This is a genomic window from Sphingobium sp. KCTC 72723, assembly GCF_014280435.1.
Classification (GTDB): Bacteria; Pseudomonadota; Alphaproteobacteria; order Sphingomonadales; family Sphingomonadaceae; genus Sphingobium.
The window spans coordinates 3777644-3799144 of the sequence record NZ_CP060388.1; the positions used below are offsets into that span (position 1 = coordinate 3777644).

At 64.8% G+C, this 21501-nt stretch carries 21 protein-coding genes; 16 read left to right on the forward strand and 5 right to left on the reverse strand.

The features are described from left to right. Positions 1-251 precede the first annotated feature (251 nt). Positions 252-1307, forward strand: coding sequence for a uroporphyrinogen decarboxylase (gene hemE / locus SPBM01_RS18235; protein WP_188062925.1), 1056 nt, complete (start codon positions 252-254; stop codon positions 1305-1307). After that, positions 1307-1747 (forward strand): CopD family protein, encoded by a 441-nt coding sequence (locus tag SPBM01_RS18240; RefSeq protein ID WP_188062926.1) that lies wholly within the window; start codon positions 1307-1309, stop codon positions 1745-1747. Before hemE ends, SPBM01_RS18240 begins: the two co-directional genes overlap by 1 nt. 115 nt (positions 1748-1862) lie before the next feature. Here the strand turns inward: SPBM01_RS18240 and panC are convergent, their stop codons facing one another. Beyond that, positions 1863-2711 carry a pantoate--beta-alanine ligase gene (panC, locus tag SPBM01_RS18245; protein ID WP_188062927.1) on the reverse strand — a complete coding sequence of 283 codons (849 nt, stop codon included), beginning with the start codon at positions 2709-2711 and terminating at the stop codon, positions 1863-1865. A gap of 110 nt (positions 2712-2821) precedes the next feature. Between panC and SPBM01_RS18250 the strand changes: the two genes are divergently transcribed. From SPBM01_RS18250 to SPBM01_RS18305, 12 genes are all read left to right on the forward strand, one after another. After that, positions 2822-3628, forward strand: a complete 807-nt coding sequence (locus SPBM01_RS18250; protein WP_188062928.1) for a division plane positioning ATPase MipZ — start codon at positions 2822-2824, stop codon at positions 3626-3628. After that, positions 3628-4071, forward strand: a complete 444-nt coding sequence (locus SPBM01_RS18255; protein ID WP_188062929.1) for a molecular chaperone DnaJ — start codon at positions 3628-3630, stop codon at positions 4069-4071. Before SPBM01_RS18250 ends, SPBM01_RS18255 begins: the two co-directional genes overlap by 1 nt. A gap of 10 nt (positions 4072-4081) precedes the next feature. Then, positions 4082-5449, forward strand: coding sequence for a phosphoglucomutase/phosphomannomutase PgmG (gene pgmG / locus SPBM01_RS18260; protein WP_188062930.1), 1368 nt, complete (start codon positions 4082-4084; stop codon positions 5447-5449). Positions 5450-5872: 423 nt separating this feature from the next. Further along, positions 5873-7171 (forward strand): OmpP1/FadL family transporter, encoded by a 1299-nt coding sequence (locus tag SPBM01_RS18265; RefSeq protein ID WP_188062931.1) that lies wholly within the window; start codon positions 5873-5875, stop codon positions 7169-7171. Between the two features lie 166 nt (positions 7172-7337). Further along, the gene (ispG, locus tag SPBM01_RS18270; protein WP_188062932.1) at positions 7338-8498 is read left to right on the forward strand and encodes a flavodoxin-dependent (E)-4-hydroxy-3-methylbut-2-enyl-diphosphate synthase; all 1161 of its coding nucleotides are present in this window, start codon (positions 7338-7340) and stop codon (positions 8496-8498) included. Positions 8499-8581: 83 nt separating this feature from the next. Next, on the forward strand, positions 8582-9412 hold the full coding sequence (locus SPBM01_RS18275) for a DMT family transporter (protein ID WP_262504457.1): 831 nt from the start codon (positions 8582-8584) through the stop codon (positions 9410-9412). Further along, a complete protein-coding gene (locus tag SPBM01_RS18280) occupies positions 9409-9885 on the forward strand; it encodes a GNAT family N-acetyltransferase (RefSeq protein ID WP_188062934.1) in 477 nt (158 codons plus the stop codon). Before SPBM01_RS18275 ends, SPBM01_RS18280 begins: the two co-directional genes overlap by 4 nt. Before the next feature lie 179 nt (positions 9886-10064). Beyond that, on the forward strand, positions 10065-12389 hold the full coding sequence (locus tag SPBM01_RS18285; RefSeq protein ID WP_188062935.1) for an FtsK/SpoIIIE family DNA translocase: 2325 nt from the start codon (positions 10065-10067) through the stop codon (positions 12387-12389). A 390-nt stretch (positions 12390-12779) separates the two neighbouring features. Next, positions 12780-13430 carry a LolA family protein gene (locus SPBM01_RS18290; protein ID WP_188062936.1) on the forward strand — a complete coding sequence of 217 codons (651 nt, stop codon included), beginning with the start codon at positions 12780-12782 and terminating at the stop codon, positions 13428-13430. A gap of 247 nt (positions 13431-13677) precedes the next feature. Beyond that, positions 13678-14475 carry an exodeoxyribonuclease III gene (gene xth, locus SPBM01_RS18295; protein WP_188062937.1) on the forward strand — a complete coding sequence of 266 codons (798 nt, stop codon included), beginning with the start codon at positions 13678-13680 and terminating at the stop codon, positions 14473-14475. Further along, on the forward strand, positions 14475-15539 hold the full coding sequence (gene ribA, locus SPBM01_RS18300) for a GTP cyclohydrolase II (RefSeq protein ID WP_188062938.1): 1065 nt from the start codon (positions 14475-14477) through the stop codon (positions 15537-15539). The genes xth and ribA overlap by 1 nt, the downstream gene beginning before the upstream one ends. Continuing rightward, a complete protein-coding gene (locus tag SPBM01_RS18305; RefSeq protein WP_188062939.1) occupies positions 15536-16039 on the forward strand; it encodes a L,D-transpeptidase in 504 nt (167 codons plus the stop codon). The genes ribA and SPBM01_RS18305 overlap by 4 nt, the downstream gene beginning before the upstream one ends. 2 nt (positions 16040-16041) lie before the next feature. On the opposite strand, the gene SPBM01_RS18310 is transcribed toward SPBM01_RS18305, so the two are convergent. From SPBM01_RS18310 to SPBM01_RS18325, 4 genes are read right to left on the reverse strand one after another with little or no spacing between them, the layout of a single operon-like run. Further along, positions 16042-16857, reverse strand: a complete 816-nt coding sequence (locus SPBM01_RS18310; RefSeq protein WP_188062940.1) for an inositol monophosphatase family protein — start codon at positions 16855-16857, stop codon at positions 16042-16044. Further along, positions 16844-18190, reverse strand: a complete 1347-nt coding sequence (locus SPBM01_RS18315) for a TldD/PmbA family protein (protein WP_188062941.1) — start codon at positions 18188-18190, stop codon at positions 16844-16846. The genes SPBM01_RS18310 and SPBM01_RS18315 overlap by 14 nt, the downstream gene beginning before the upstream one ends. Before the next feature lie 42 nt (positions 18191-18232). Continuing rightward, the gene (gene nudC / locus SPBM01_RS18320) at positions 18233-19150 is read right to left on the reverse strand and encodes an NAD(+) diphosphatase (RefSeq protein WP_188062942.1); all 918 of its coding nucleotides are present in this window, start codon (positions 19148-19150) and stop codon (positions 18233-18235) included. Further along, positions 19137-20222: an A/G-specific adenine glycosylase gene (locus SPBM01_RS18325; protein ID WP_188062943.1), complete on the reverse strand. Its 1086-nt coding sequence runs from the start codon at positions 20220-20222 to the stop codon at positions 19137-19139. Before SPBM01_RS18325 ends, nudC begins: the two co-directional genes overlap by 14 nt. Before the next feature lie 26 nt (positions 20223-20248). Here SPBM01_RS18325 and SPBM01_RS18330 point away from each other — a divergent pair, with 26 nt between their 5' ends. Together SPBM01_RS18330 and SPBM01_RS18335 are read left to right on the forward strand one after the other, a co-directional pair. Then, positions 20249-20791: a DUF721 domain-containing protein gene (locus SPBM01_RS18330; protein ID WP_188062944.1), complete on the forward strand. Its 543-nt coding sequence runs from the start codon at positions 20249-20251 to the stop codon at positions 20789-20791. 15 nt (positions 20792-20806) lie between these two features. Further along, positions 20807-21472 (forward strand): thioredoxin domain-containing protein, encoded by a 666-nt coding sequence (locus SPBM01_RS18335; protein ID WP_188062945.1) that lies wholly within the window; start codon positions 20807-20809, stop codon positions 21470-21472. The last annotated feature ends 29 nt before the right edge of the window (positions 21473-21501 follow it).

Genomic DNA, 21501 nt, shown 5'->3' on the forward strand with positions numbered 1-21501 from the left:
GATGAAATTGGGGATAAAAAGCCCGCTTTCCCGTGTCCCCGCTCCCTCAAAACTTGTCCACAGTCCCCCAACAGGCCCGTATTTTCATCCACATCCTGTGGATAACGGGGATAAGGGAACGGACTCGCACCGCCCGGCATAGCCCGATGGGAGTCAAGCTGTTGGCAAATCGGGGCATAGCGCATAAACCCCGGCACTCACGCCCCTACTATCTCCCACTCCTTTTCTAAATATATATTAAGAGAGAATAGATGAGCTTCGACGCGCCGACGGATATGCCTATCAAGCCGCTTCTGGCCGTCCTCCACGGGGCCGTCGCACCCGTGCCGCCGATGTGGCTGATGCGGCAGGCCGGGCGCTATCTGCCCGAATATCGCGCGCTGCGGGCGGACAAGGGCGGCTTTCTCGAACTGGTCTATGACAGCGCGGCAGCAGCCGAAGTCACCGTCCAGCCGCTGCGCCGCTTCGGCTTCGACGGCGCGATCCTCTTTTCCGACATTTTGATCGTCCCCTACGCCATGGGGCAGCATCTGTGGTTCGAAACCGGCGAAGGCCCGCGCCTCGCCCCGATCCTGTCCGAAACCGACCTGTCGGCGCTGAAACCCGATTTTCAACGGTTCGAGGCCGTCTATGAAACAGTGCGGCAGGTAAAGGCGATGCTCGACCCCGCCGTCACCTTTCTGGGCTTTGCGGGCAGCCCCTGGACCATCGCGACCTATATGGTGGCGGGACAGGGCAGCAAGGATCAGGGCGCAGCGCGACGGCTGGCCTATGGCGATCCGACCCGCTTTGCCGCACTGATCGACGCCATCATCGACGCCACCGTCACTTATCTGTCGGGCCAGATTCAGGCGGGCGTGGAAGCGGTGCAACTGTTCGACAGCTGGGCCGGCAGCCTCTCCCCGCTCCAGTTCGAACGGTGGGTGATTGCCCCCAACGCTGCGATCGTGCGCAAGCTGAAGGCGCTCCATCCCGCCATCCCCGTCATTGGCTTTCCCAAGGGCGCAGGCGCGAAACTGGCCGATTATGCCGCTGGCACCGGGGTCGATGCGATCGGCGTCGATGAAACGGTCGATCCCCACTGGGCCAACCGCGTGCTGCCCGCTGGCCTTCCGGTGCAGGGCAATCTCGATCCGCTGGCGCTGATCGCCGGGGGGCAGGCCGTGCGCGACGCGGTGGACAATATCCGCGCCGCCTTTGCCGACCGGCCCCATATCATGAACCTTGGCCATGGCATCCTGCCCGACACGCCGATCGCGCATGTCGAAGCCTTGCTGGCCTATGTGCGAGAGGGGGAGACTATCTGATGGCCTATCTGGGTGCAGCCTATCTGTGGGTGAAGGCGGCCCATGTCATCTTCGTCATCTTCCTGATGGCGGGACTGTTCATGATGCCGCGCTTCTTCGTCTATCATCAGGAAGCGGCCGTGGGTTCTGACGAGGACCGCAAATGGATCGACCGGGAACAGCGGCTGCTCAAGATCATCCTCAACCCTTCGATCGTCCTGACCTGGCTGTTCGGGCTGATGCTGATGGTCGAAATCGGCGCATGGAGCTTTGGCTGGTTCCACCTGAAACTTTTGTTCGTGCTGGCGCTGTCGGGCTATCATGGCTGGATCGCCAGCTACGCCAAAAAACTCTCGCGTGGTCAGCGGACGATGACCGACCGCCAGCTTCGCCTGTTCAACGAAGTCCCCGGCATCGCCGCCGCTGTCATCGTCATCGCCGTGATCGTAAAGCCGTTCTGACGCTGAAATCCTCCCGCTGTGGGGGAGGTGGCTGGCCGCAGGCCAGACGGAGGGGTGTCACCCCCTCGATCAGCAGTGCAAAACCCGAAACTAGATAGTTAGCTAACTATCCAAATCACCGAACCGGCGCCACTGCGATATTGTCGATCAACCGGGTCTTGCCCAGCTTCGCCGCCCCCAGCAACCGGGCCGGACGGTCCAGCACCGTCATTTCCTCCAGCGTCTCAGCGTCGCACAACGTCACATAGTCGATCGGACCAAAGCCATGATTTTCCAGTAATATTCTGGCCTTCTCCGTCGCCGACGCGATGCTGGCACCCTTCTCCATCTGCCGCTTGGCTTCCCCCAAGGCACGCGGCAACGCCAGCGCCGCCTTGCGCTCGGCTTCGCTCAGATAGGCATTGCGGGAGGAAAGGGCGAGGCCGTCCTCGGCCCTTTGGGTCGGCATTCCGACGATTTCGATATCATTGTCCATGTCGCTGTTCATCCGGCGGATCACGGCCAGTTGCTGATAGTCCTTCTCGCCGAAAATCGCGACATCGGGCTGCACCTGGTTGAACAGTTTCAGGACCACCGTGGCGACCCCGTTGAAATGGCCGGGCCGCGCTGCCCCGTCCAGCCCGTCGCTCACTCCCGTCACGCTGACATTGGTGGCAAAGCCTGCCGGATACATGACCGCGACCGTGGGCATCCACAAAATATCCACCCCCGCCGCGCCCAGCATCTGCGCATCCTTGGCCTCCCGCCGGGGATAGGCGTCCAGATCCTCGTTCGGCCCGAACTGTTTGGGATTGACGAAGATCGACACCACCACATGCCGCCCATGCCGCCGCGCTTCTTCCACCAGCGCCATATGCCCGTCATGCAAAGCGCCCATGGTCGGCACCAACACCAACGGCTTTCCGTCGCTTTTGAGCGCCTGGACAGCGGCGCGAAGGGCGGGCAGATCAGACAGGGTTTGCACGTTAGGAACGGCTCCGATAAGGGCAGGGGGACAAGGGGACGACCTGCTAGGCTGCGGCCTTTGCGACCGTCAAGAATCATTGCGACAATCAACGGGGTTATCAAGGTCCAATGGCCAATACGCAGCCGCATCTCATCGTTTTCGCCAATGAAAAGGGCGGCACCGGCAAATCCACCACGGCGGTCCACACTGCCATTGCGTTGACGGCGCTGGGCCATCGCGTCGGCATGATCGACCTCGACCCGCGCCAGCGCACCGTCACCCGCTATCTGGAAAACCGCGCCGAAACCGCGCGTCGGCGGGACATCGAACTGGTCGCCCCGGACTTTGCCGTGCTGAAGGGCGACAGCATCGACGCGCTGGAAAGCGAAGTGGCGGCCGTGTCGGAGGGCAAGGATTTCCTCGTCGTCGACACCCCCGGCCGCGACGATGCCTTCGCCCGCCACATGGCCGCCCGCGCCAACACGCTGGTCACGCCGATGAACGACAGTTTCGTCGATTTCGACCTGATCGGTCAGGTCGACGCCGAAACCTTCAAGGTGCGCCGCCTGTCCTTCTATTCCGAACTCATCTTTGAAGCGCGCAAGACCCGCGCAAAGGCCGACGGCGTGTCGATCGACTGGGTCGTGCTGCGCAACCGCGTCCAGCATCATGACGCCCGCAACAAGAAGCGGGTCGGCGACGCGCTGATGGAACTCTCGCGCCGGGTCGGCTTCCGCGTCATTCCAGGCTTGTCGGAGCGCGTCATCTTCCGCGAATTGTTCCCGTCCGGCCTGACCTTGCTCGACAAGGGCCATCTGGGCGACCTGGGCGTCAGCCACATCGCCGCGCGGCAGGAATTGCGCGAAATGGTGGCCGGCCTCGCCTTGCCCGAACGGGCGGGTGCAGGCTCGATGGACCTGATCGGCGCGGCCTGATGGGCTGGCTTGCGCTGCTGCTCGCTGGCCTTGCCGGCTGGCTTATCTGGACAGGAAGGCTGCAACGCATGACGGCAAAGGATGGCATGGCGCTCGGTATCGCGCTGGTCGGCGCGGTGCTGGCGGCCAAGGGCAAGCCGGTTATCGGCGCGCCGCTGCTGGTCGGCACGGCGCTATTCTTCCTGCGCCAGGGCAATGCCAAGGCCAAGGCGCGGGCCAGCCGCCGGACCGCGAAACCTGCCGCGCCGCGCGCCGATGACGTGGCGCGCGCGCGGGCAACGCTGGGCGTCGCACCCGATGCCGACGCAGGCGCGATCCGTGCCGCCCATCGCCGCCTGATCGCCTCGGTCCACCCCGACAAGGGCGGGACGGAGGCATTGGCGGCGCAGATCAATGCCGCGCGCGACCTGCTGATCGCCGATCAGGCCGACCGGCAGGCCTGACCGCCCCGCCATGACCCATAGCTTCCACCCCAGCCTGCTGCGCGACTATGATGTGCGCGGCACGGTGGGGCGGACGCTGGGGGAGGGGGATGCTTTCGCGCTGGGACGCAGTTTCGGCACCGTCATTCTGCGCGACGGCGGCTCAAAAGTCGCGGTCGGCTATGACGGGCGGCTCAGTTCGCCGATGCTGGAAACCCCGCTGGTCGCGGGCCTTGTCGCCACTGGCATCACCGTGTCGCGCATCGGCCTTGGTCCCACGCCCATGCTCTACCATGCCGAAGCGACTGGCGAAGTCGATGGCGCCATTCAGGTAACTGGCAGCCATAATCCCCGCGACGATAATGGCTTCAAGCTGGTGAAGGGCCATGCGCCTTTTTTCGGCGCCGACCTTGCCCGGCTGGGCGTCATGGCGGCGGCGGGCGATTGGGAATCGGGGCAGGGCAGGGTCAGGCAAGCGCCTGCCATGGACGCCTATGTCGCCCGGCTGCTCGCCGGATTCGATGGCCCCGCCTGCCACATCGGCTGGGACGCGGGCAATGGCGCGGCCGGTCCCGTGGTCGATCAACTGGTGCAGCGCCTGCCCGGCGAGCATCATTTGTTGTTCACCGATATAGACGGCAATTTTCCCAACCATCATCCCGATCCTTCGCAGGACGCCAATCTGGCCGACCTGCGCGCGCTCGTCCTTGCCAAGTCGCTCGATTTCGGCGTGGCTTTCGATGGCGATGGCGACCGGATCGGCGTGATCGACGGGTTGGGCCGGACCATTGCGGGCGACGAACTGATCGGCCTGTTCGCGCAGGATGTACTGCTAAACCGGCCAGGTGCCACGATCGTCGCCGACGTCAAGACCAGCCAGGCCGTGTTCGACCGCATCATCGAACTGGGCGGCAAAGCCGACATGGCAAAAACCGGCCACAGCCATATCAAGTCCAGAATGAAGCAGATTGATGCCGCGCTGGGCGGCGAAATGACCGGGCATCTGTTCTTCGCCGACGATTATTACGGGTTCGACGATGGCCTCTACGCCGCGATACGCCTGATCCGCGCGGTCGGAACGCTGGGCCGCAGCGTGATCGCCATGCGTGACGCCATGCCGCAACGGACCAACACCCCCGAATTCCGCTTCCCGGTCGCGGAAGACCGCAAATTCGCGGTGATCGGCGAGATACAGGCCCGGCTGCGCGCGCAAAATGCCGACGTCAACGCGATCGACGGCGTCCGCGTGCGCACGGCGGACGGATGGTGGCTGCTACGCGCCTCCAATACCGAGGCTGCACTGGTCGCGCGAGCGGAGGCGGACGATCCGCCCGGCCTGACCCGGCTTTTGGCGCAGATCGATTCGCAACTGCGCGAATCCGGCATAAAACGGAGCTGAACCCGCGTCGCGCAGAAAAAATGATATCGTTGTCATCCTGATCGCCGCATCATTCCCTTACGGAAAGCGAGATATGGGCGAACGATTGCAGAAAACGCAATCGCCGGTCCATCTTTCGCATTTGGCAGGTCGCGCATTGCACCGCAAAAGGAGCGGGCCTTTCAGGCATCCTCTCCTAAAACTTTCAAGGCCGTCCCATCTGGGGCGGCTTTTTTTTGGCCTGCGACTTACCCGGCCTGTTCCCTTCCTGCCGTAGCGTTCCCGCGCCCGATAACCATCTGCCGCACCGAAAATGCGATGAATCGGGCCGCTATGACACTGGAAATTAACCACAAGGCTGATATGCGCCCTGCCCGAACAATAGAGCCGCGCCAGTAATCGCTGCCGACAAGGGTCGCCAAAATTTACCGTAGAGGATTTGCCATGTTGCCTGACCGTCGCCTTCTCACCTTCCTGCTTGCGACCGCTGCGCTGGCGGCGCCTGTCCCGGCGCTGGCCGGGGGCTTCTATCTTCAGGAACAATCGCCCAAGGAAACCGGGCGTGCGCTGTCGGGCGGCGCGGCGGCAGGCGACGATCCCTCGACCATCTATTTCAATCCCGCCGCCATGACGCAATTGTCGGGCATCCAGACCTCGATCGGCGGCATTGCCCTGCTGGCGGAAGCGCGGCAGACCAATCGGGGCAGCAGCCGCACCATTCCGGGTGTCGCAACCCGCGTGCCGGTCACTGGCAATGACGGCGGCAATGCGTTCGAAAAAGTCATTCCCATCCCCAGCTTCTACGCCAGCGCGCAGGTCAATGACCGGCTCTGGCTGGGCCTGGGCGTCAACGCGCCCTTTGGCCTGAAACTGGAATATGATGACGGCTTTTTCGGTCGCTATGACTCGCTCTACACCGACCTTAAAACCTATAATATCCAGCCGTCTGCCGCCTATAAGCTGAGCGACAGCCTGTCGGTCGGTGGCGGAGTGGACGTGCAATATGTCAAGGTCACACTGACCAACGCCCTGCCGCAACTCTCGCCGCTGCTGGCCGATGGCCATGCCTCGGTCGAGGGAGACGACTGGTCGGTCGGCTGGAACGCCGGGCTGTTCTATACGCTGGGCGACACCAATTTCGGCGTCCATTATCGCTCGCGCATGAAGCACGGGCTTCAGGGCGAACAGGTGATTTCCGGCCTGCTGGGACCGCTGGCCGGTGCGAACGGGACCTTCGCCGCCACCGCGCCACTGACTCTGCCCGACATCGTGACCGTCAGCATGACGCACAAGCTGACGCCGCAATTGCGCGCGATGCTGACCGCGCGCTGGTACAACTGGTCGGTGTTCAAAAGCATCACGATCAACACCGCCACCAGCAGCTCGGTCAAGGAACTGGACTATCGCGACAGTTTCAGCGTCAGCGCTGGCGGCGAATATGACGTCAATGATCGTCTGACCCTGCGCGCCGGCACGATGTTCGACCGCACCCCCACCAACCCGCAGCATCTGACCACCCGCGTCCCCGATGGCGACCGCGTCTGGCTGACCGGCGGCGCGACCTGGAACCTGTCGGACGCCTTCGCCCTCAACATGAGCTACGCCCATACTTTCGTGGCAAAGGCGAACATCATCCGCCCGGACAGCTATTTCCCCGCACCCGCCACCGTGACCGCAACCACTTTGTCGCAGACCAGCGGCAATGCGGACCAGATCGCCGCTTCCCTTACGATGCGTTTCTGACTGTCGCCGCACCGGCCCACACCCCCACCCGGCCGCCCATTCAGGATATTCTGTGGGCGGCCGGGTGGGGGTGTGGGCCGGTGCGGGCTGAAACGACAAACGCCAACGCTTCTAACCGTCACCAAACATCCCTATAGGGGCTTCGTAACCACGGAGCCTCTTTTTCATGTCCGACCATAATCCCGGCCTGCGTCCCTGGCGCGACATTGCCCGCCGTCAGAGCCGCCAGATCATGGTCGGCAATGTGCCGGTGGGTGGCGGCGCGCCGGTCACGGTCCAGACGATGACCAACACGCTGACCCATGACATCAAAGGCACGATCGACCAGATCCGCCGGTGCGAGGATGCGGGCGTGGACATCATCCGCGTGTCCTGCCCGGACGAGGAATCGACCGCCGCGCTGAAACAGATCGTCCGCGCCGCCCGCGTGCCGATCGTCGCGGACATTCATTTCCACTATAAACGCGCGCTCGAAGCGGCCGATGCCGGCGCGGCCTGCCTGCGCATCAATCCGGGCAATATCGGGTCGGCGGCACGGGTGAAGGAAGTGGTCGACGCGGCCAAGGCGAACAATTGCGCCATCCGCATCGGCGTGAATGGCGGCAGCCTCGAAAAAGACCTGCTCGAAAAATATGGCGAACCCTGCCCCGAAGCGCTGGTCGAAAGCGCGCTCGACCATATCAAGCTGCTGCAGGATCAGGATTTCCATGCATATAAGGTCGCGGTAAAGGCCAGCGACGTGTTCCTCGCCGTCGCGGCCTATATGCAACTGGCCGAAGCGGTCGATTGCCCGCTCCATCTGGGTATTACCGAAGCAGGCGGCCTGATCGGCGGCACGGTGAAAAGCGCGATCGGCATCGGCAACCTGCTCTGGGCCGGGATCGGCGACACGATCCGCGTGTCCCTCTCCGCCGAACCGGAGGAAGAAGTGCGGGTCGGCTATGAAATCCTGAAATCCCTGGGCATCCGCACGCGCGGCGTAAAAGTGATTAGCTGCCCGTCCTGCGCGCGGCAGGGCTTCGACGTCATCCGCACCGTGCAGGCGCTGGAAGAACGGCTCCAGCATATCCACACGCCGCTCTCGCTGTCCGTCCTGGGCTGCGTCGTCAACGGTCCCGGCGAAGCGCGCGAAACCGACATCGGCCTGACCGGCGGCGGCAATGGCAAGCATATGGTCTATCTGTCTGGCATCACCGACCACACCGTGCAGGACGAAGGCGTGGTCGACCATATCGTCCGCCTGGTCGAAGCCAAGGCCGCCGAAATAGAGGCCGCCAGCGCCGAAGCCGACATGACCGACGCGGGCAAGGCGGAAGCGGCGGAGTGAGGCGCAGCAAGGATGCGCCTTCTGCTATAGCCTTTGCCATCCCCTTTGCCGTCTGCTGCGCCGGTGTGGCGCTGTTTTCGGTGATGGACGCCGCGATGAAGGGGTTGAGCCTCGCCATCGGCCTCTACAACGCCCTGTTCTGGCGCGCGGTGACGGGGACGGTGCTGGGCCTGTGCCTGATGCTGGTCACGCGCCAGCGCTGGCCCGGTCGCGCGGTGCTGCGCATCCATCTGCTGCGCGGGACCGTCGTGGCGATCATGGCGTTGCTGTTCTTCTGGGCGCTCATGCGGATGCCGCTCGCCGAAGCGATTGCCTTGTCCTTCATCGCGCCGCTGATCGCGCTCTACCTCGCCGCGCTGCTGCTGCATGAACGGGTCGGGCGGCAGGCGATCGGCGCGTCGCTGCTGGGGCTGGTGGGTGTCGGCATCATCCTGTCGGGGCGCTTGCAGGGGCATTATGATGCCGACGCGCTGCTGGGCGCGCTGGCGGTGCTTGGCTCTGCGGTGCTGTTCGCCTGGAACCTCATCATCCAGCGGCAACAGGCGCAGGTCGCTTCCCCGATAGAGGTCGCTTTCTTCCAGCACCTCGTCATGCTGGGCGTGTTCGCGACTGGCGCGCCCTTCCTGCTGGCTGCACCACCGCTGCACGCCCTGCCGCTGGTGGTGCTGGCCGCAACCCTTGCCTTCACCTCGCTCGCCGCCCTGTCATGGGCCTATGCGCGGGCGGAGGCGCAGCGGCTCATCCCGGTGGAATATAGCGCCTTCGTCTGGGCCGCGATCGTCGGCTGGCTGGCGTTCGGGGAGCGTGTGACGCTGACCACGGTAGCAGGCGCCTTGCTGATCGTGGTCGCCTGCCTTATCGCCGCGCGCACGAAACGGCCCGAACTGGCGCATGTGGAGGCAGGAACGGCATGATCAGTATCCGCGCGGCGGAACCCGCCGACATCGCCGTGATCGAGGAATTTATCCACGCTCTCGCCGAATATGAAAAGCTCGCTCATGCCGTAAAGGCCGACCGCGAAACGCTGGCCCACTACCTGTTCGGCCCGCGCCCGATGGCCGAGGTGTTGATCGCGGACCGGCACGGCACGCCGGTCGGCTTTGCGCTTTTCTTCCATAATTTCTCTACCTTCGAAGGACGACCGGGCCTCTATCTAGAGGATTTGTTCGTCCGGCCGGAAGCGCGCGGCGCGGGCGCGGGCAGGGCGCTGCTCGCGCGGCTGGCGCAACTGGCAATCGAACGGGACTGCGCCCGGCTGGAATGGTCGGTGCTGGACTGGAACGAACCGGCCATTGCCGTCTATCGCGCGATCGGCGCGGTGCCGATGGACGAATGGACGGTTCAGCGGCTCGACGGCGACGCGCTGCGGGCGCTGGCCGCCAGCTAGAGCGGTTTCTAATCAGATGGAATCATCTGATGACTCGGAAACCGCGTCAAAACAAAATCCTAGAGTGGTTGATCCGATGCAATCGGATCAACCACTCTAGTCCTTCAGCCGGTCCTTGACGCGGACTCGCTGCAAAGGGCATTGTGCCATAACGGAACATTTGGGGGACATGGAAGTCAATGGCTGTCAGCCGCACGGTCAAACGCACGCCGGAATGGCGCGAAATGCTCAAGCGCAGCTTGTTGCGCAGCGGCGCGCTGATCGGCGCGATCATGCTGATGCTGGCGACCCTGTTTCTGGCGCTGGCGCTGCTCAGCTATGCGCCCAGCGATCCGTCGATGAACACGGTGGCGGGCGATCAGGTTGCCAACATCATGCAGTCGCCCGGCGCATGGGTCGCCGATTTCCTGCTCTGGCTGCTGGGCGTGCCGGTCGCGCTGATCCTGCCGCTGATGGCGGTTACCGCGCGGCGGTTGTGGGGCGATCATGACATGGCCGGGTGGAAGGGGCAGTTTGGCCAATGCCTGCTGGGCATCGTGCTGGTCGGCATTGCCCTTGCCCTGTTTCAGAGCGAGCCGCTGGTCGGCCTGCCCGCCGGATGGGGCGGAGTCATCGGTCTGGTGAGCGCCAGGGGCATTGCCAGCCTGACGGCGCAGGTGCCGGTCGCTGCGCCCTGGATCAAGGGCGCGCTGGTCGTCATAACGCTGATCGGGGGGGTGCTGGCCTGCTATCGCAGTCTGGCGCTGGAAAAGCCGATCCTGTCCTTGCGCCGCCCGACCCTGCCCCGGCTCAGCCTGCCGCGCCCCACGCTTGGCTTTGCGGGCAGCGCGCCGGTGGACGAGGATGATGACGAGGATGAACTGCCCGCCGGGCGCGTCATCGCCCCGCGCAAGACGGTGTCGAACGAACCCAAGCCGCCGATCACCATCCAGTCACCCAAGCCTGCCCCGGCACAGCGGCAGATGGCCCCGATTTCGCAGGACGACCTGTTCGGCCATAGCTCGCTGCCGTCCGCCGACCTGCTCAACCCCATCCCCGCCAGTCAGGGTGGCAAGATCGACAAGGCGGCGCTGGAACGCAACGCCCGCCTGCTCGAATCGGTGCTGGACGACTTCCATGTGAAGGGCAATATCGTCGAGGTCCGGCCCGGCCCGGTCGTCACCATGTATGAACTGGAACCCGCGCCGGGGATCAAGGCAAGCCGCGTGATCGCGCTGGCCGACGACATCGCGCGCAACATGTCGGCGCTCTCGGCCCGTGTCGCTACGATTCCGGGCCGCACCGTCATTGGCATCGAACTGCCCAACGCCAATCGCGAAGGCGTGTCGTTCCGCGAACTCATCACGTCCGAACAATTTGGCGCGGAAGCGACGCTGCCGATCATATTGGGCAAGAATATCTCCGGCGAACCGATCATCGCCGATCTGGCCCCCATGCCGCATCTGCTGATCGCGGGGACCACCGGGTCGGGCAAGTCCGTCGGCCTGAACGCGATGATCCTGTCGCTGCTCTACCGCATGACGCCTGACCAGCTGCGCCTCATCATGATCGATCCCAAGATGCTGGAACTGTCGACCTATGACGACATTCCCCATCTCCTCTCCCCGGTCGTCACCGAACCGCAAAAGGCGATCCGCGCGCTCAAATGGGCCGTCGAACAGATGGAGGACCGTTATCGTATGATGGCGTCCATATCCGTCCGTAACCTTGCCAATTACAACGAAAAAGTGCGCGCCGCAAAGGTCAAGGGCAAGCCGCTGGGTCGTCGTGTCCAGACCGGCTACGACCCTGAAAACGGCAAGCCCATCTATGAGGAGGAGCAGCTCGATTTCCAGCCGCTGCCCCAGATCGTCATCGTGGTGGACGAACTGGCCGACCTGATGATGACGGCGGGCAAGGAAGTGGAATTCCTGATCCAGCGGTTGGCGCAAAAGGCGCGCGCGGCGGGCATCCACCTCATCCTCGCGACCCAGCGCCCTTCCGTCGACGTCATCACCGGCGTCATCAAGGCGAACCTGCCGACCCGCATCAGCTTCTTCGTCACGTCAAAGATCGACAGCCGCACCATCCTTGGCGAACAGGGCGCGGAACAATTGCTGGGCAAGGGCGACATGCTCTACATGCACGGCGGCAAGGGGCTGATGCGCGTCCACGGACCCTTCGTGTCCGACGATGAAGTCCGCGTCGTTGCCGATCACTGGCGCGCGCAGGGCCAGCCCGACTATATCCAGGCCGTCACCGAAGAACCCGAAGAAGGCAGCTTCGCCCTCGACGGCGTGGACCTTGGCGATGACAGCCCCGACGCCCAACTGTTCCGCAAGGCGTGCCAGCTGGTGTTCGAAAACCAGAAGGCATCGACCAGCTGGCTGCAACGCCAACTGCGCGTCGGCTATAACAGCGCTGCCCGCCTAATCGAAAAGATGGAGGAAGAAGGACTGGTCGGCGCCCCCAACCATGTCGGCCGCCGCGAAGTGCTGCGCGACGAAAACGGCAATCCGCTCTGACCTGACTCTTTTGGCGCATCGTTGCGCAACCGATTGCAGTTTGTGCAACCGTCTTTGCGTCCTTCGCATTTGCAGCATCGGCGCGACGCCAGCATAAGGATCGGGCCTTTCAGGCATCCTCTCCTAAACTTTCAAGGGCCGGTCGTAAGATCGGCCTTTTTTTTGTCACCGAATGGGTCTAGGGAATCGCTGCTGCTGCCGCGCCGATAACATAATTGGAGCGGTGCCGCCGGCAAGACCGGCATGGCGAGGCGGGAGCATGGGGGATTGAGCTGTCCCGCGCCCGGACGCTCTCCCCCATATCCTTTCATTTTCAAAACGCGCAGGTTCACAGCGGGTTCAAGCCACGCTGCCTAATCACGACCGACTGAACAACCGGAGTTGAACGCCATGAAGCGCATGATTGCGCCCCCGATGCTGGTTCTTGCCCTGGCAATTGCCCTCGTCCCCGTCGCCCTGCCGACCACTGCCGCCATTGCGCAGCAGGACCAGTCCGACCTCAGCCGGGTCAACGCCTATGTCCGCGCGGTCACCACGCTGACCGCCGATTTCACCCAGACCGACCGCAATGGCCAATCGCTCACGGGCCAGCTGACATTGAAGCAGCCGGGCAAAATCCGCTTTCAATATCAAAAGGGCGTGCCGCTGCTGATCGTGGGCGATGGCAAGGCGCTGACCATGATCGATTATGAAGTGCGCCAGGTGCAGCGCTGGCCGATCGGCAGCTCGCCGCTGGGCGCGTTGCTCGACCCGTCGAAGGATTTGTCGAAATTCGGTAAGGTGGTGCCGACCGGCGATCCTTCGATCCTGAGCATTCAGGCGCGCGATGTGAAACGGCCCGAATTCGGCACCATCACCATGATCTTCAAACGCGATGCCGCCAGTCCTGCGGGCTTGCAGCTATATGGCTGGGTCGCGCTCGATTCGCAGAATAACCGTACCGCCGTGCGCCTCACCAACCAGCGTTACGGGGTGCCAGTTGCCGATTCGGCCTTCCGCTGGACCGACCCCCGGCCAAAAGGGCGCTCTGCGGGCGGTTGATCCGAACGGGATATGCGACGGAATGAAAAATGTCCGTTTCCGTTCATCTGCCGCTCATATGGCGGACGCTAATTCAGACTCAAGGCGAGAGACAAACCGGGATTTCCCCCCTGTTATCCGGTCCACTCTCCCGCCGCGAAGCGCTTCAAGGGCGCGATCGAGACCCCCGTTCCACGCCCCCGGAGCGGGGGTCTTACTTTGTGCGCGGCATATTGCGCAGGGCGACGGACCCTCCTAGTGCCGTGCAATGGTTCAGACTCTTTCCATCGCATCCTGGAACATCAACAGCGTGCGCGCGCGCATCGACATCGTCGAACAATTCCTGCGCCAGGAAGCGCCCGACATATTGTGCCTGCAAGAAACCAAGGTGATGAACGACATCTTCCCCGCCGACATGTTCCGGCGGCTGGGCTATGTCCATCAGGTGCTGAATGGTCAGCGGATGCACCATGGCGTGGCGATCATGAGCAAGGTGCCGATTTACGAGGATGACCGTTTCGACTGGCAGGCCAATGGCGAAGCACGCCATGTCGGCATCCGGCTCGACAATGGCGTGCGGATCGAAAATGTCTATGTGCCGGCTGGTGGCGATGTTCCCGACCGGGACGTGAACCCCAAATTCGGCCAGAAACTCGATTTCCTCGAACGCATGATCGCATGGTCCGCTGCGCTGGACAAAAAACCCACGATCCTGACCGGCGATTTCAACATCGCGCCGCTGGAATGTGACGTGTGGAGCCACAAGCAGTTGCTCAACGTGGTCAGCCATACCGCGATCGAATGTGAGATTCTCGCCCGGTTGCAGGCGTCGCACGACTGGGTCGACATTGGCCGCCATTTCTATCCCGCGCCGCAACGGCTCTACACCTGGTGGAGCTATCGCGCGAAGGACTGGGCGGAATCGGATCGTGGCCGTCGGCTCGACCATATGTGGATGAGCCGCGATGTCGCGGAAAAGGCGGTCAGCCACCGCGTCGTGGAACCGGCGCGCAACTGGGGCAAGCCGTCCGACCATATCCCGATCATCACGGAATTTGCCTTCTGATGGCCAATGGCAAGGATGCGGCGCGCGCGATCGACGCCTTGCGGCGTGGCTGGGTGGTGCGCCTGTCCGCCGATGATGGCGCGATCCGCCTGATGGCGATCGAGGGGGCGGACGCCGTGACGCTGGCCGGGTTCGACCCCGATGGCCAGGCCGACATCCTGATTTCGGCGGCGCGGGGCGAAACGCTCAAACTCGCCAATCAGATCGCGGCGGCCGACCCGGACATGCCAGTGCTGATCGAACGCGCGCCATGGATCGACGCGGACGTTGCGACCAGCATCGCCGATCCGGTGCTGGACCTAGCCTCCCCGCTCAAGGGACCGTTCCGCGCCCGCACGCTGCCCGCGCCAAAGGCTGCAAAGGCTGCGCTGCGCCTCGCCCGCCTCGCCGGCATCCTGCCCGCCTATTTCGCGATGGATGGCGCAGGCGATTGTGACGTGGACATAGCGGCAGGCGCGATCGACGCTTATGACGATGCCGTCCACCTTGCCGTTGCCACCCGCGCGCGCCTGCCCGTATCGGCCAGCGAAAGCGCGGAAATCATTGCCTTTCGCAGCCGCGACGAACCGCGCGAGCATGTCGCTCTGGTCGTCGGCCAACGCGACGCATCGCCGCCGGTCATTCGCCTGCACAGCGAATGTCTGACCGGCGACGTGCTGGGCAGCCTGAAATGCGATTGCGGCCCGCAACTGCACGAAGCGTTGCACCAGATCGCCGACGCGCCATGGGGCATATTGCTCTATCTGCGGCAGGAAGGACGCGGCATCGGCCTCGTCAACAAATTGCGCGCCTATGCGTTGCAGGATCAGGGTTTCGACACGGTCGATGCCAATGTCCGTCTGGGCTTTGCGATCGACGCGCGCGATTTTTCGGTCGCGGCGCGGATGCTCGACCTGCTGGGCGTGGGGGCGGTGCGGCTGCTGACCAACAATCTGAACAAAGTCGCCGGGCTGGAAGCGGCGGGCATCAGGGTCGTGGAGCGCCTGCCGATCATCCTGCCGACCAATCCGCATAATGAACGCTATCTGGCGACCAAGCGCGACCGGACCGGCCACCAGCTATGAGCCTGATCCGCGTCGATACCGGCGCGGGTCGCCTCACCCTCGGCGCGCTGACGACCATGGCCTGCACCATCGGCCGCAGCGGCGCGTGCCTGGCCGAAGCCAAGCGCGAAGGCGATGGCTGCACGCCGCTGGGTATCTGGCCGATCCGGGGGGTGCTGCTGCGACCGGGCAAGGTCGTGGTGACGGGACTGCGCCTGCCCTGGCGGTGGGTGCGACCAGGCGATGGCTGGTCGGATGACCCTGCCGATCCCGCCTATAACCGCCCGGTTCGCCTGCCGCGCGCCTATTCCGCCGAAAAGCTGCTCCGCGCCGACGATGCCTATGACATCATCGTCATATTGGGCCATAATGACGCGCCGCCGGTGCCGGGCCGGGGCAGCGCCATTTTCTTCCACCTGTCCGAAGGTCGCCCTACCGCAGGCTGTATCGCGGTCGATCGCGCCGACATGCTGCGCCTGCTCCCGCTGCTGGCACCGGGCGATCGCATGGAAATCCTGTAAGGCTAGGCGGCCCCGCCCAATATCTCCCGCGCGCGCGGGGCCAGCCGCTGCGTCGCGGCGGCATGGATGCCCGGCGCGGCGCACAGCAATCCGAACGCCGTGGGCTGTGGCCGGTTGAACAGCAGCGCGTCGCCCAGCGCATCGGTCACGGTCGCGCCCGCCTCCTGGCAGATGATCGCGGCGGCAGCGACATCCCATTCATTGCCCCACCGCACCGTGGCGACCAGATCGGCTTCGTCCGCCGCCACCATCGCCATGCGCAGCGCGATGCTGTTGGGCTTTTCCACCGTCACCAGATCGCGGTCGATACGCGGCAACTGCTCGGCCGGCACTCGCGCCCCGGCCAGCGTCGTGCGCTCGCCCGCGCGCAGCACCAACCCGTTGCGGGTCGCGCCCTTGCCTGCCTGCGCAATCCATAATTCATTGCGCGCGGGGGCCGCCAATATGCCCAGCCGCACTGCGCCATCCTCGACTAATGCCACCGACACGGCCCAGCCCGGCCGCCCGCGCAGATAGTCGCGCGTGCCGTCGATCGGGTCCACCACCCACACGCGCGGCACGCCCAGCCGATGGACGGTGTCCGCCGTTTCCTCCGACAGCCATCCCGCCCCCGGGTCGATGGCGGAAAGCCGCGCGCGCAGCATTGCGTCCACTTCCAGATCGGCTTCGCACACCGGATGCCCCGGCACCTTTTCCCACTGGCGCACGCGCGTTTCGCCGCCCGCCCACAGCGTCAGCGCATGGTCGGCCGCGTCCGACACGGCAGACACGATCGCGCGGAGCAGAGGCGCGGGGAGAGAGGCGTCATCCCCCGGCAACGGTCATCCCGTCGACGCGCATCGTCGGCACGTTCATCGCATAGCGGAAATGCAGGTCGTTGGCGGGGACCAGCGATCGGAACATCGCCTTCAAATTGCTGGCGATCGTGATTTCCGAAACGGCATGGGCAACCGCACCATTTTCGATCAGAAAACCCGCCGCGCCCCGGCTATAATCGCCGGTCACGCCATTCACGCCCATGCCGATCAGTTCGGTGACATACAGGCCGCGCTGCACATCCTTCATCAGGTCGCCCGGCGATATGCTGCCCGCTTCCATATGGACGTTGGTGATGCTGGCACCCGGCGCGCCGCTGCCGCCCCGGCTGGCATGGCCGGTGGGTTCCAGGCCCAGTTGCCGGGCCGAAGCGCTGTCCATCAACCAGCCGGTCAGCACCCCCCGGTCGATCAGCGCGCGCCGCGCCACCGGCAGCCCTTCGCCATCGAACGGGCGTGACCGTAACCCGCGCACCAGCAACGGATCGTCGACGATGGTGACTCCTGCGTCGAACAAAGCCTCACCCAGCGATTCCAGCAAAAAGCTCGATCGCCGGGCAATTGCCGGGCCGACCATCCCGCCGATCAGATGGCCCAGCAGGCTGGATCCGATACGCGGATCGAAGATCACGGGCATGACGCCGCTGTCCACCTTGACCGGGTTCAGCCGCGCGACGGCCCGCTGGCCTGCGCGCACGCCGATCGCCTCGGCATCGTCCAGATCCTCCAGATGGCGCACGCTATGGCTGGCATGGTCGCGCTGCATGTCCGAACCCGCGCCTGCCAATACGCTGGCCCAGGTCGAATGGCTGGTCCCGGCATAGGCACCGGCAAAGCCATGGCTGGTGGCCAGCGCCATCTGGCTGCGGCCGTTGGATGCGCCGCCGCCCTCGCTATTGGTGACGCCCGGCACGCTGCGCGCCGCTTCCTCCGCCATCAAAGCCCGTTCGCGCAATGCGGCCGGTTCCGGCTCCTCGCTGTCGGTCAGGTCGAGCGCGGGCGCGCGCTTTTTCATCAGCCGGTCTTCAGGTGCCAGCCCCGCATAGGGATCCTCCGGTGCCTCGCGCGCCATCGCGACCGCCCGGTCGACCAGCGTGGCCAGCGTCGCGGGGTTCATGTCGGACGCCGAAATGCTCGCCGACCGGCTGCCGATGAACACGCGCAGGCCGATTTCCTCGCCCTCGGACCGCTCGACATCCTCCAGCGCACCCAGCCGCACCGACACATTGGTCGATGCGTTGCAGGCATAGATGGCATCGGAAGCATCCGCCCCTGCCTTGCGCGCGGCGCTGACCAGATCCTGCGCGCGCGACTGGGCTTCTTCTAGGCTGAGCATGGAGGCAAGCTATTCCGTATATGTAAAATGGATGGGTCGGCCTTACGCGCTTGGCTGGCGCGGGGCAACGCCCGCCAGCCAATGGTCCAGCAGATGCCAGGCGACGGCCATGTGCGGCGGGGCCAAAAACCGCGCATCCGCGTCCCCGGCCATCGCCGCGCGCACGCCGTCGGCATCGCACCAGAATGCGTCCTCGATCTCGGTCGCGTCCAGCGTCAGCGCGTCGTCGTCCGCCTGCGCGATGCACGCGATCATCAGCGACGATGGAAAGGGCCAGGGCTGGCTCATCACATAACGGACCGAATGCACGCGCACGCCCGCTTCCTCGAACAATTCGCGCGCCACCGCTTCCTCGATCGTCTCGCCCGGTTCGACAAAGCCCGCCAGCGCCGAATAGCGCCCCTGCGGCCAGACATGCTGTCGCCCCAGCAATATCCGCCCCTGATGCTCGGCCAGCATGATGACGACCGGGTCGGTGCGTGGGAAATGCTCCGCTTTGCAGGCATCGCACTGACGCGCCCAGCCGGCCTTGACCGGATGGGTCGTCCCGCCGCACACCGCACAAAAGCCATGCCGCGCGTGCCAGTGGAGCAGGCTGCGCGCCGTGCCATAAAGCGCCAGGTCGCTGGCCGAAACCTGCCCCGCCAGCGCCCGGCTGCGCGGCGTCGCGCCCGCCCCGCCGGTCAGTTCCGTCAGCAACCGCGCAAAGATCGCCCGCCCCGCCGGATCGACACCCAGCAGCACATGGTCCTCCACCCGCGCATCCGGCGCGATCGGTTCCAGCACCAGTGCGCCGTCCACCTCCACCGGCTCCAGCCCGTCCAGCACCAGCCGCCGCGCAGCCGGATCGGCAAAACAGCCTGCCACCAATGTCGGGCTGTTGCGGATATGATCGACTCGGTCGATCGTGCTGCCGACAAAGCCGGGCGGTGCCTGTCGCATGGGTTCAGTGCCGTGCATCGCCAATTCCTTCCTTCATCGCCATCTGCGCCGCCTTGGCGAACAAGGTGGGCAATCCCGCATCGTCCAGCGCGGCAATCGGCCACCATTCGCCATCGCCCGGCGGGCTATCGTCCAACCCCACATGGCCAATACCCACATGGGTAGCATGAACCCGCAGCGCCAGGGAGAAATGGGTAAACACATGCGCCACCGGCTCCGCCAGCGTCGTCCAGCGCGCGGCAAAAGGCGGCGTCGGGTCGGGATCGTCGCTCCACGCGCCGCTCGGCAAAGCGCGCATACCGCCCAGCAATCCCTTGTCGGGACGGCGCACCAGCCAGACATGACCATCGCTCCGTTCGATCCACCAGGCGTCGCCCATCCGGTGCGGCCTGACCTTCTTCGCGGCCTTGACCGGATAAGCGGCCGGATCGGCGGTCCACACCGCATCGCAATCCTGTCGTAACGGGCATATGCCGCACGCGGGATTGCGCGACGTGCAGATCGTCGCGCCCAGATCCATCATCGCCTGCGCAAAATCGCCTGCCCGTGCGTCCGGCGTGATACTGTCCGCCGCCGCGCGGATTGCCGGGCGCGCTGCGGGCAGGGGCGTCGCAATCGCAAACAGCCGCGCCACCACCCGCTCGACATTGGCATCGACCACCACCGCGCGCCGCCCGAACGCAATCGCCGCCACCGCCGCCGCCGTATAGGCACCCACGCCGGGCAGCGCGCGCAACCCCTCCTCAGTGTCAGGAAACCGCCCGCCATGGCCGTTCGCCACCGCCCGCGCACAGGCCAGCAAATTGCGCGCACGGGCATAATAGCCCAGCCCCGCCCATGCCGCCATCAGGTCCGCGTCCTGCGTCGCCGCCAGCGCCTCGACCGTGGGCCAGCGCGCAGTAAAGGCCGCGAAATAGGGACCGACCGCCGCCACGGTCGTCTGCTGCAACATCACTTCGGACAGCCAGACCCGGTAGGGGTCGGTCGCATTGCTGCCCGGTGGCGCGCGCCAGGGCAGGCGACGGGCATGAACGTCATAATGGGCCAGCAGGCGCTGCGCGATTTTTGACTCTCTACCCTCGACGCGCATGGCGACCCTATGCCATTAAGTGCGCCATGACGGAACGCCCCCCGACACCGAAAATCAAACCGCGCGCGATTCCCGCCGCCGACCGCCCGCGCGTCGGCGCGCCGCGCCGCATCGCCGACCTGATGCCCGACATCGGCCGCGCCGCCTTCCGCAAATTCGGTTTCGTGCAATCCAGCGTCGTCACGCGCTGGGCCGAAATCGTCGGCACCCATTATGCCAGCATTTCCGCCCCCGAATCGATCCGTTTTCCGGTCGGGCAAAAGGCGGGCGGCACGCTGCAACTGACCGTGACCAGCGGCCATGGCCCGATGATCCAGCATATGCTGCCCGACATCGTCGAACGGGTGAATCGCTTTTTCGGCTATGCCGCCGTGGCGAAAGTCGCGATCCGGCAGGGGGACATCATGCCCACCCCCGCCGAACGCCGCCCGCCGCCCCGCAACCTCAAACCCATTCCCATGGAGCTGGGCGATTCGCTGCGCGACATTGGCGACCCTGAACTGCGCACCGTGCTGGAATCACTGGCGCAGGGTATCGCCAACAGCAGCGGCATCCCCCGGATCAGTTGAATATTGGACCGCGCCATGAAGAAAATCCTCGCTCTCTCCCTGCTCGTCCTCCCCGCCGCACTGGTCGCCGCGCCCGCCGTCAACTGGGTCAGCCGCGTCACCATCTCGGCGATGGGCGGCCATGCGATGGGCAATCCGCAGGCGCCCACGAAGCTGGTCGAATATGTCAGCTACACCTGTTCGCACTGCGCCCAGTTCGTCGGCGAAGCCAGCGCCCCGCTCAAGACCAGCTATGTGAAGGGCGGCAAGGTCAGCGTCGAAGTGCGCAACGCCGTGCGCGACAAATATGACCTGACCGCCGCCTTGCTCGCCCGCTGCGGCGGCCCGGCGCGCTTCATGGGCAATCATGAGGCGCTGTTCGCCAATCAGGACGCCTGGATGGAACAGATTCAGGCTTATGACAGCACAGCGACCAAGCCGACCGAACAGATCGCCTCGCTGCGCGACATCGGCCAGAAAACCGGCCTCTACACGCTGATGGGCAAGCGCGGCTTCAAACCCGCGCAGCTCGACGCCTGCGTCGCCAGCCCGATGGCAATGAAGCAGATATTGGCGATGACCGACGAAGCGTGGAACAAGGTGAAGATCGGCGGCACCCCCGGCTTCACCGTCAACGGCACGCGGGTCGAAGGATCGACCTGGACCATCGTTCAGGCCGCATTGCCCCCCGCCGCGCGCTGATCTAAAAACCTCTACATCCTTCCATCATC

What these genes read in the sequence shown, in the direction of transcription:
- hemE (WP_188062925.1), top strand. Translation starts at nt 252, where the DNA reads ATGAGCTTCGACGCGCCGACGGATATGCCTATCAAGCCGCTTCTGGCC.
- SPBM01_RS18240 (WP_188062926.1), top strand. Translation starts at nt 1,307, where the DNA reads ATGGCCTATCTGGGTGCAGCCTATCTGTGGGTGAAGGCGGCCCATGTC.
- SPBM01_RS18250 (WP_188062928.1), top strand. Translation starts at nt 2,822, where the DNA reads ATGGCCAATACGCAGCCGCATCTCATCGTTTTCGCCAATGAAAAGGGC.
- SPBM01_RS18255 (WP_188062929.1), top strand. Translation starts at nt 3,628, where the DNA reads ATGGGCTGGCTTGCGCTGCTGCTCGCTGGCCTTGCCGGCTGGCTTATC.
- pgmG (WP_188062930.1), top strand. Translation starts at nt 4,082, where the DNA reads ATGACCCATAGCTTCCACCCCAGCCTGCTGCGCGACTATGATGTGCGC.
- SPBM01_RS18265 (WP_188062931.1), top strand. Translation starts at nt 5,873, where the DNA reads ATGTTGCCTGACCGTCGCCTTCTCACCTTCCTGCTTGCGACCGCTGCG.
- ispG (WP_188062932.1), top strand. Translation starts at nt 7,338, where the DNA reads ATGTCCGACCATAATCCCGGCCTGCGTCCCTGGCGCGACATTGCCCGC.
- SPBM01_RS18275 (WP_262504457.1), top strand. Translation starts at nt 8,582, where the DNA reads ATGGACGCCGCGATGAAGGGGTTGAGCCTCGCCATCGGCCTCTACAAC.
- SPBM01_RS18280 (WP_188062934.1), top strand. Translation starts at nt 9,409, where the DNA reads ATGATCAGTATCCGCGCGGCGGAACCCGCCGACATCGCCGTGATCGAG.
- SPBM01_RS18285 (WP_188062935.1), top strand. Translation starts at nt 10,065, where the DNA reads ATGGCTGTCAGCCGCACGGTCAAACGCACGCCGGAATGGCGCGAAATG.
- SPBM01_RS18290 (WP_188062936.1), top strand. Translation starts at nt 12,780, where the DNA reads ATGAAGCGCATGATTGCGCCCCCGATGCTGGTTCTTGCCCTGGCAATT.
- xth (WP_188062937.1), top strand. Translation starts at nt 13,678, where the DNA reads ATGGTTCAGACTCTTTCCATCGCATCCTGGAACATCAACAGCGTGCGC.
- ribA (WP_188062938.1), top strand. Translation starts at nt 14,475, where the DNA reads ATGGCCAATGGCAAGGATGCGGCGCGCGCGATCGACGCCTTGCGGCGT.
- SPBM01_RS18305 (WP_188062939.1), top strand. Translation starts at nt 15,536, where the DNA reads ATGAGCCTGATCCGCGTCGATACCGGCGCGGGTCGCCTCACCCTCGGC.
- SPBM01_RS18315 (WP_188062941.1), bottom strand. Translation starts at nt 18,190, where the DNA reads ATGCTCAGCCTAGAAGAAGCCCAGTCGCGCGCGCAGGATCTGGTCAGC.
- nudC (WP_188062942.1), bottom strand. Translation starts at nt 19,150, where the DNA reads ATGCACGGCACTGAACCCATGCGACAGGCACCGCCCGGCTTTGTCGGC.
- SPBM01_RS18325 (WP_188062943.1), bottom strand. Translation starts at nt 20,222, where the DNA reads ATGCGCGTCGAGGGTAGAGAGTCAAAAATCGCGCAGCGCCTGCTGGCC.
- SPBM01_RS18330 (WP_188062944.1), top strand. Translation starts at nt 20,249, where the DNA reads ATGACGGAACGCCCCCCGACACCGAAAATCAAACCGCGCGCGATTCCC.
- SPBM01_RS18335 (WP_188062945.1), top strand. Translation starts at nt 20,807, where the DNA reads ATGAAGAAAATCCTCGCTCTCTCCCTGCTCGTCCTCCCCGCCGCACTG.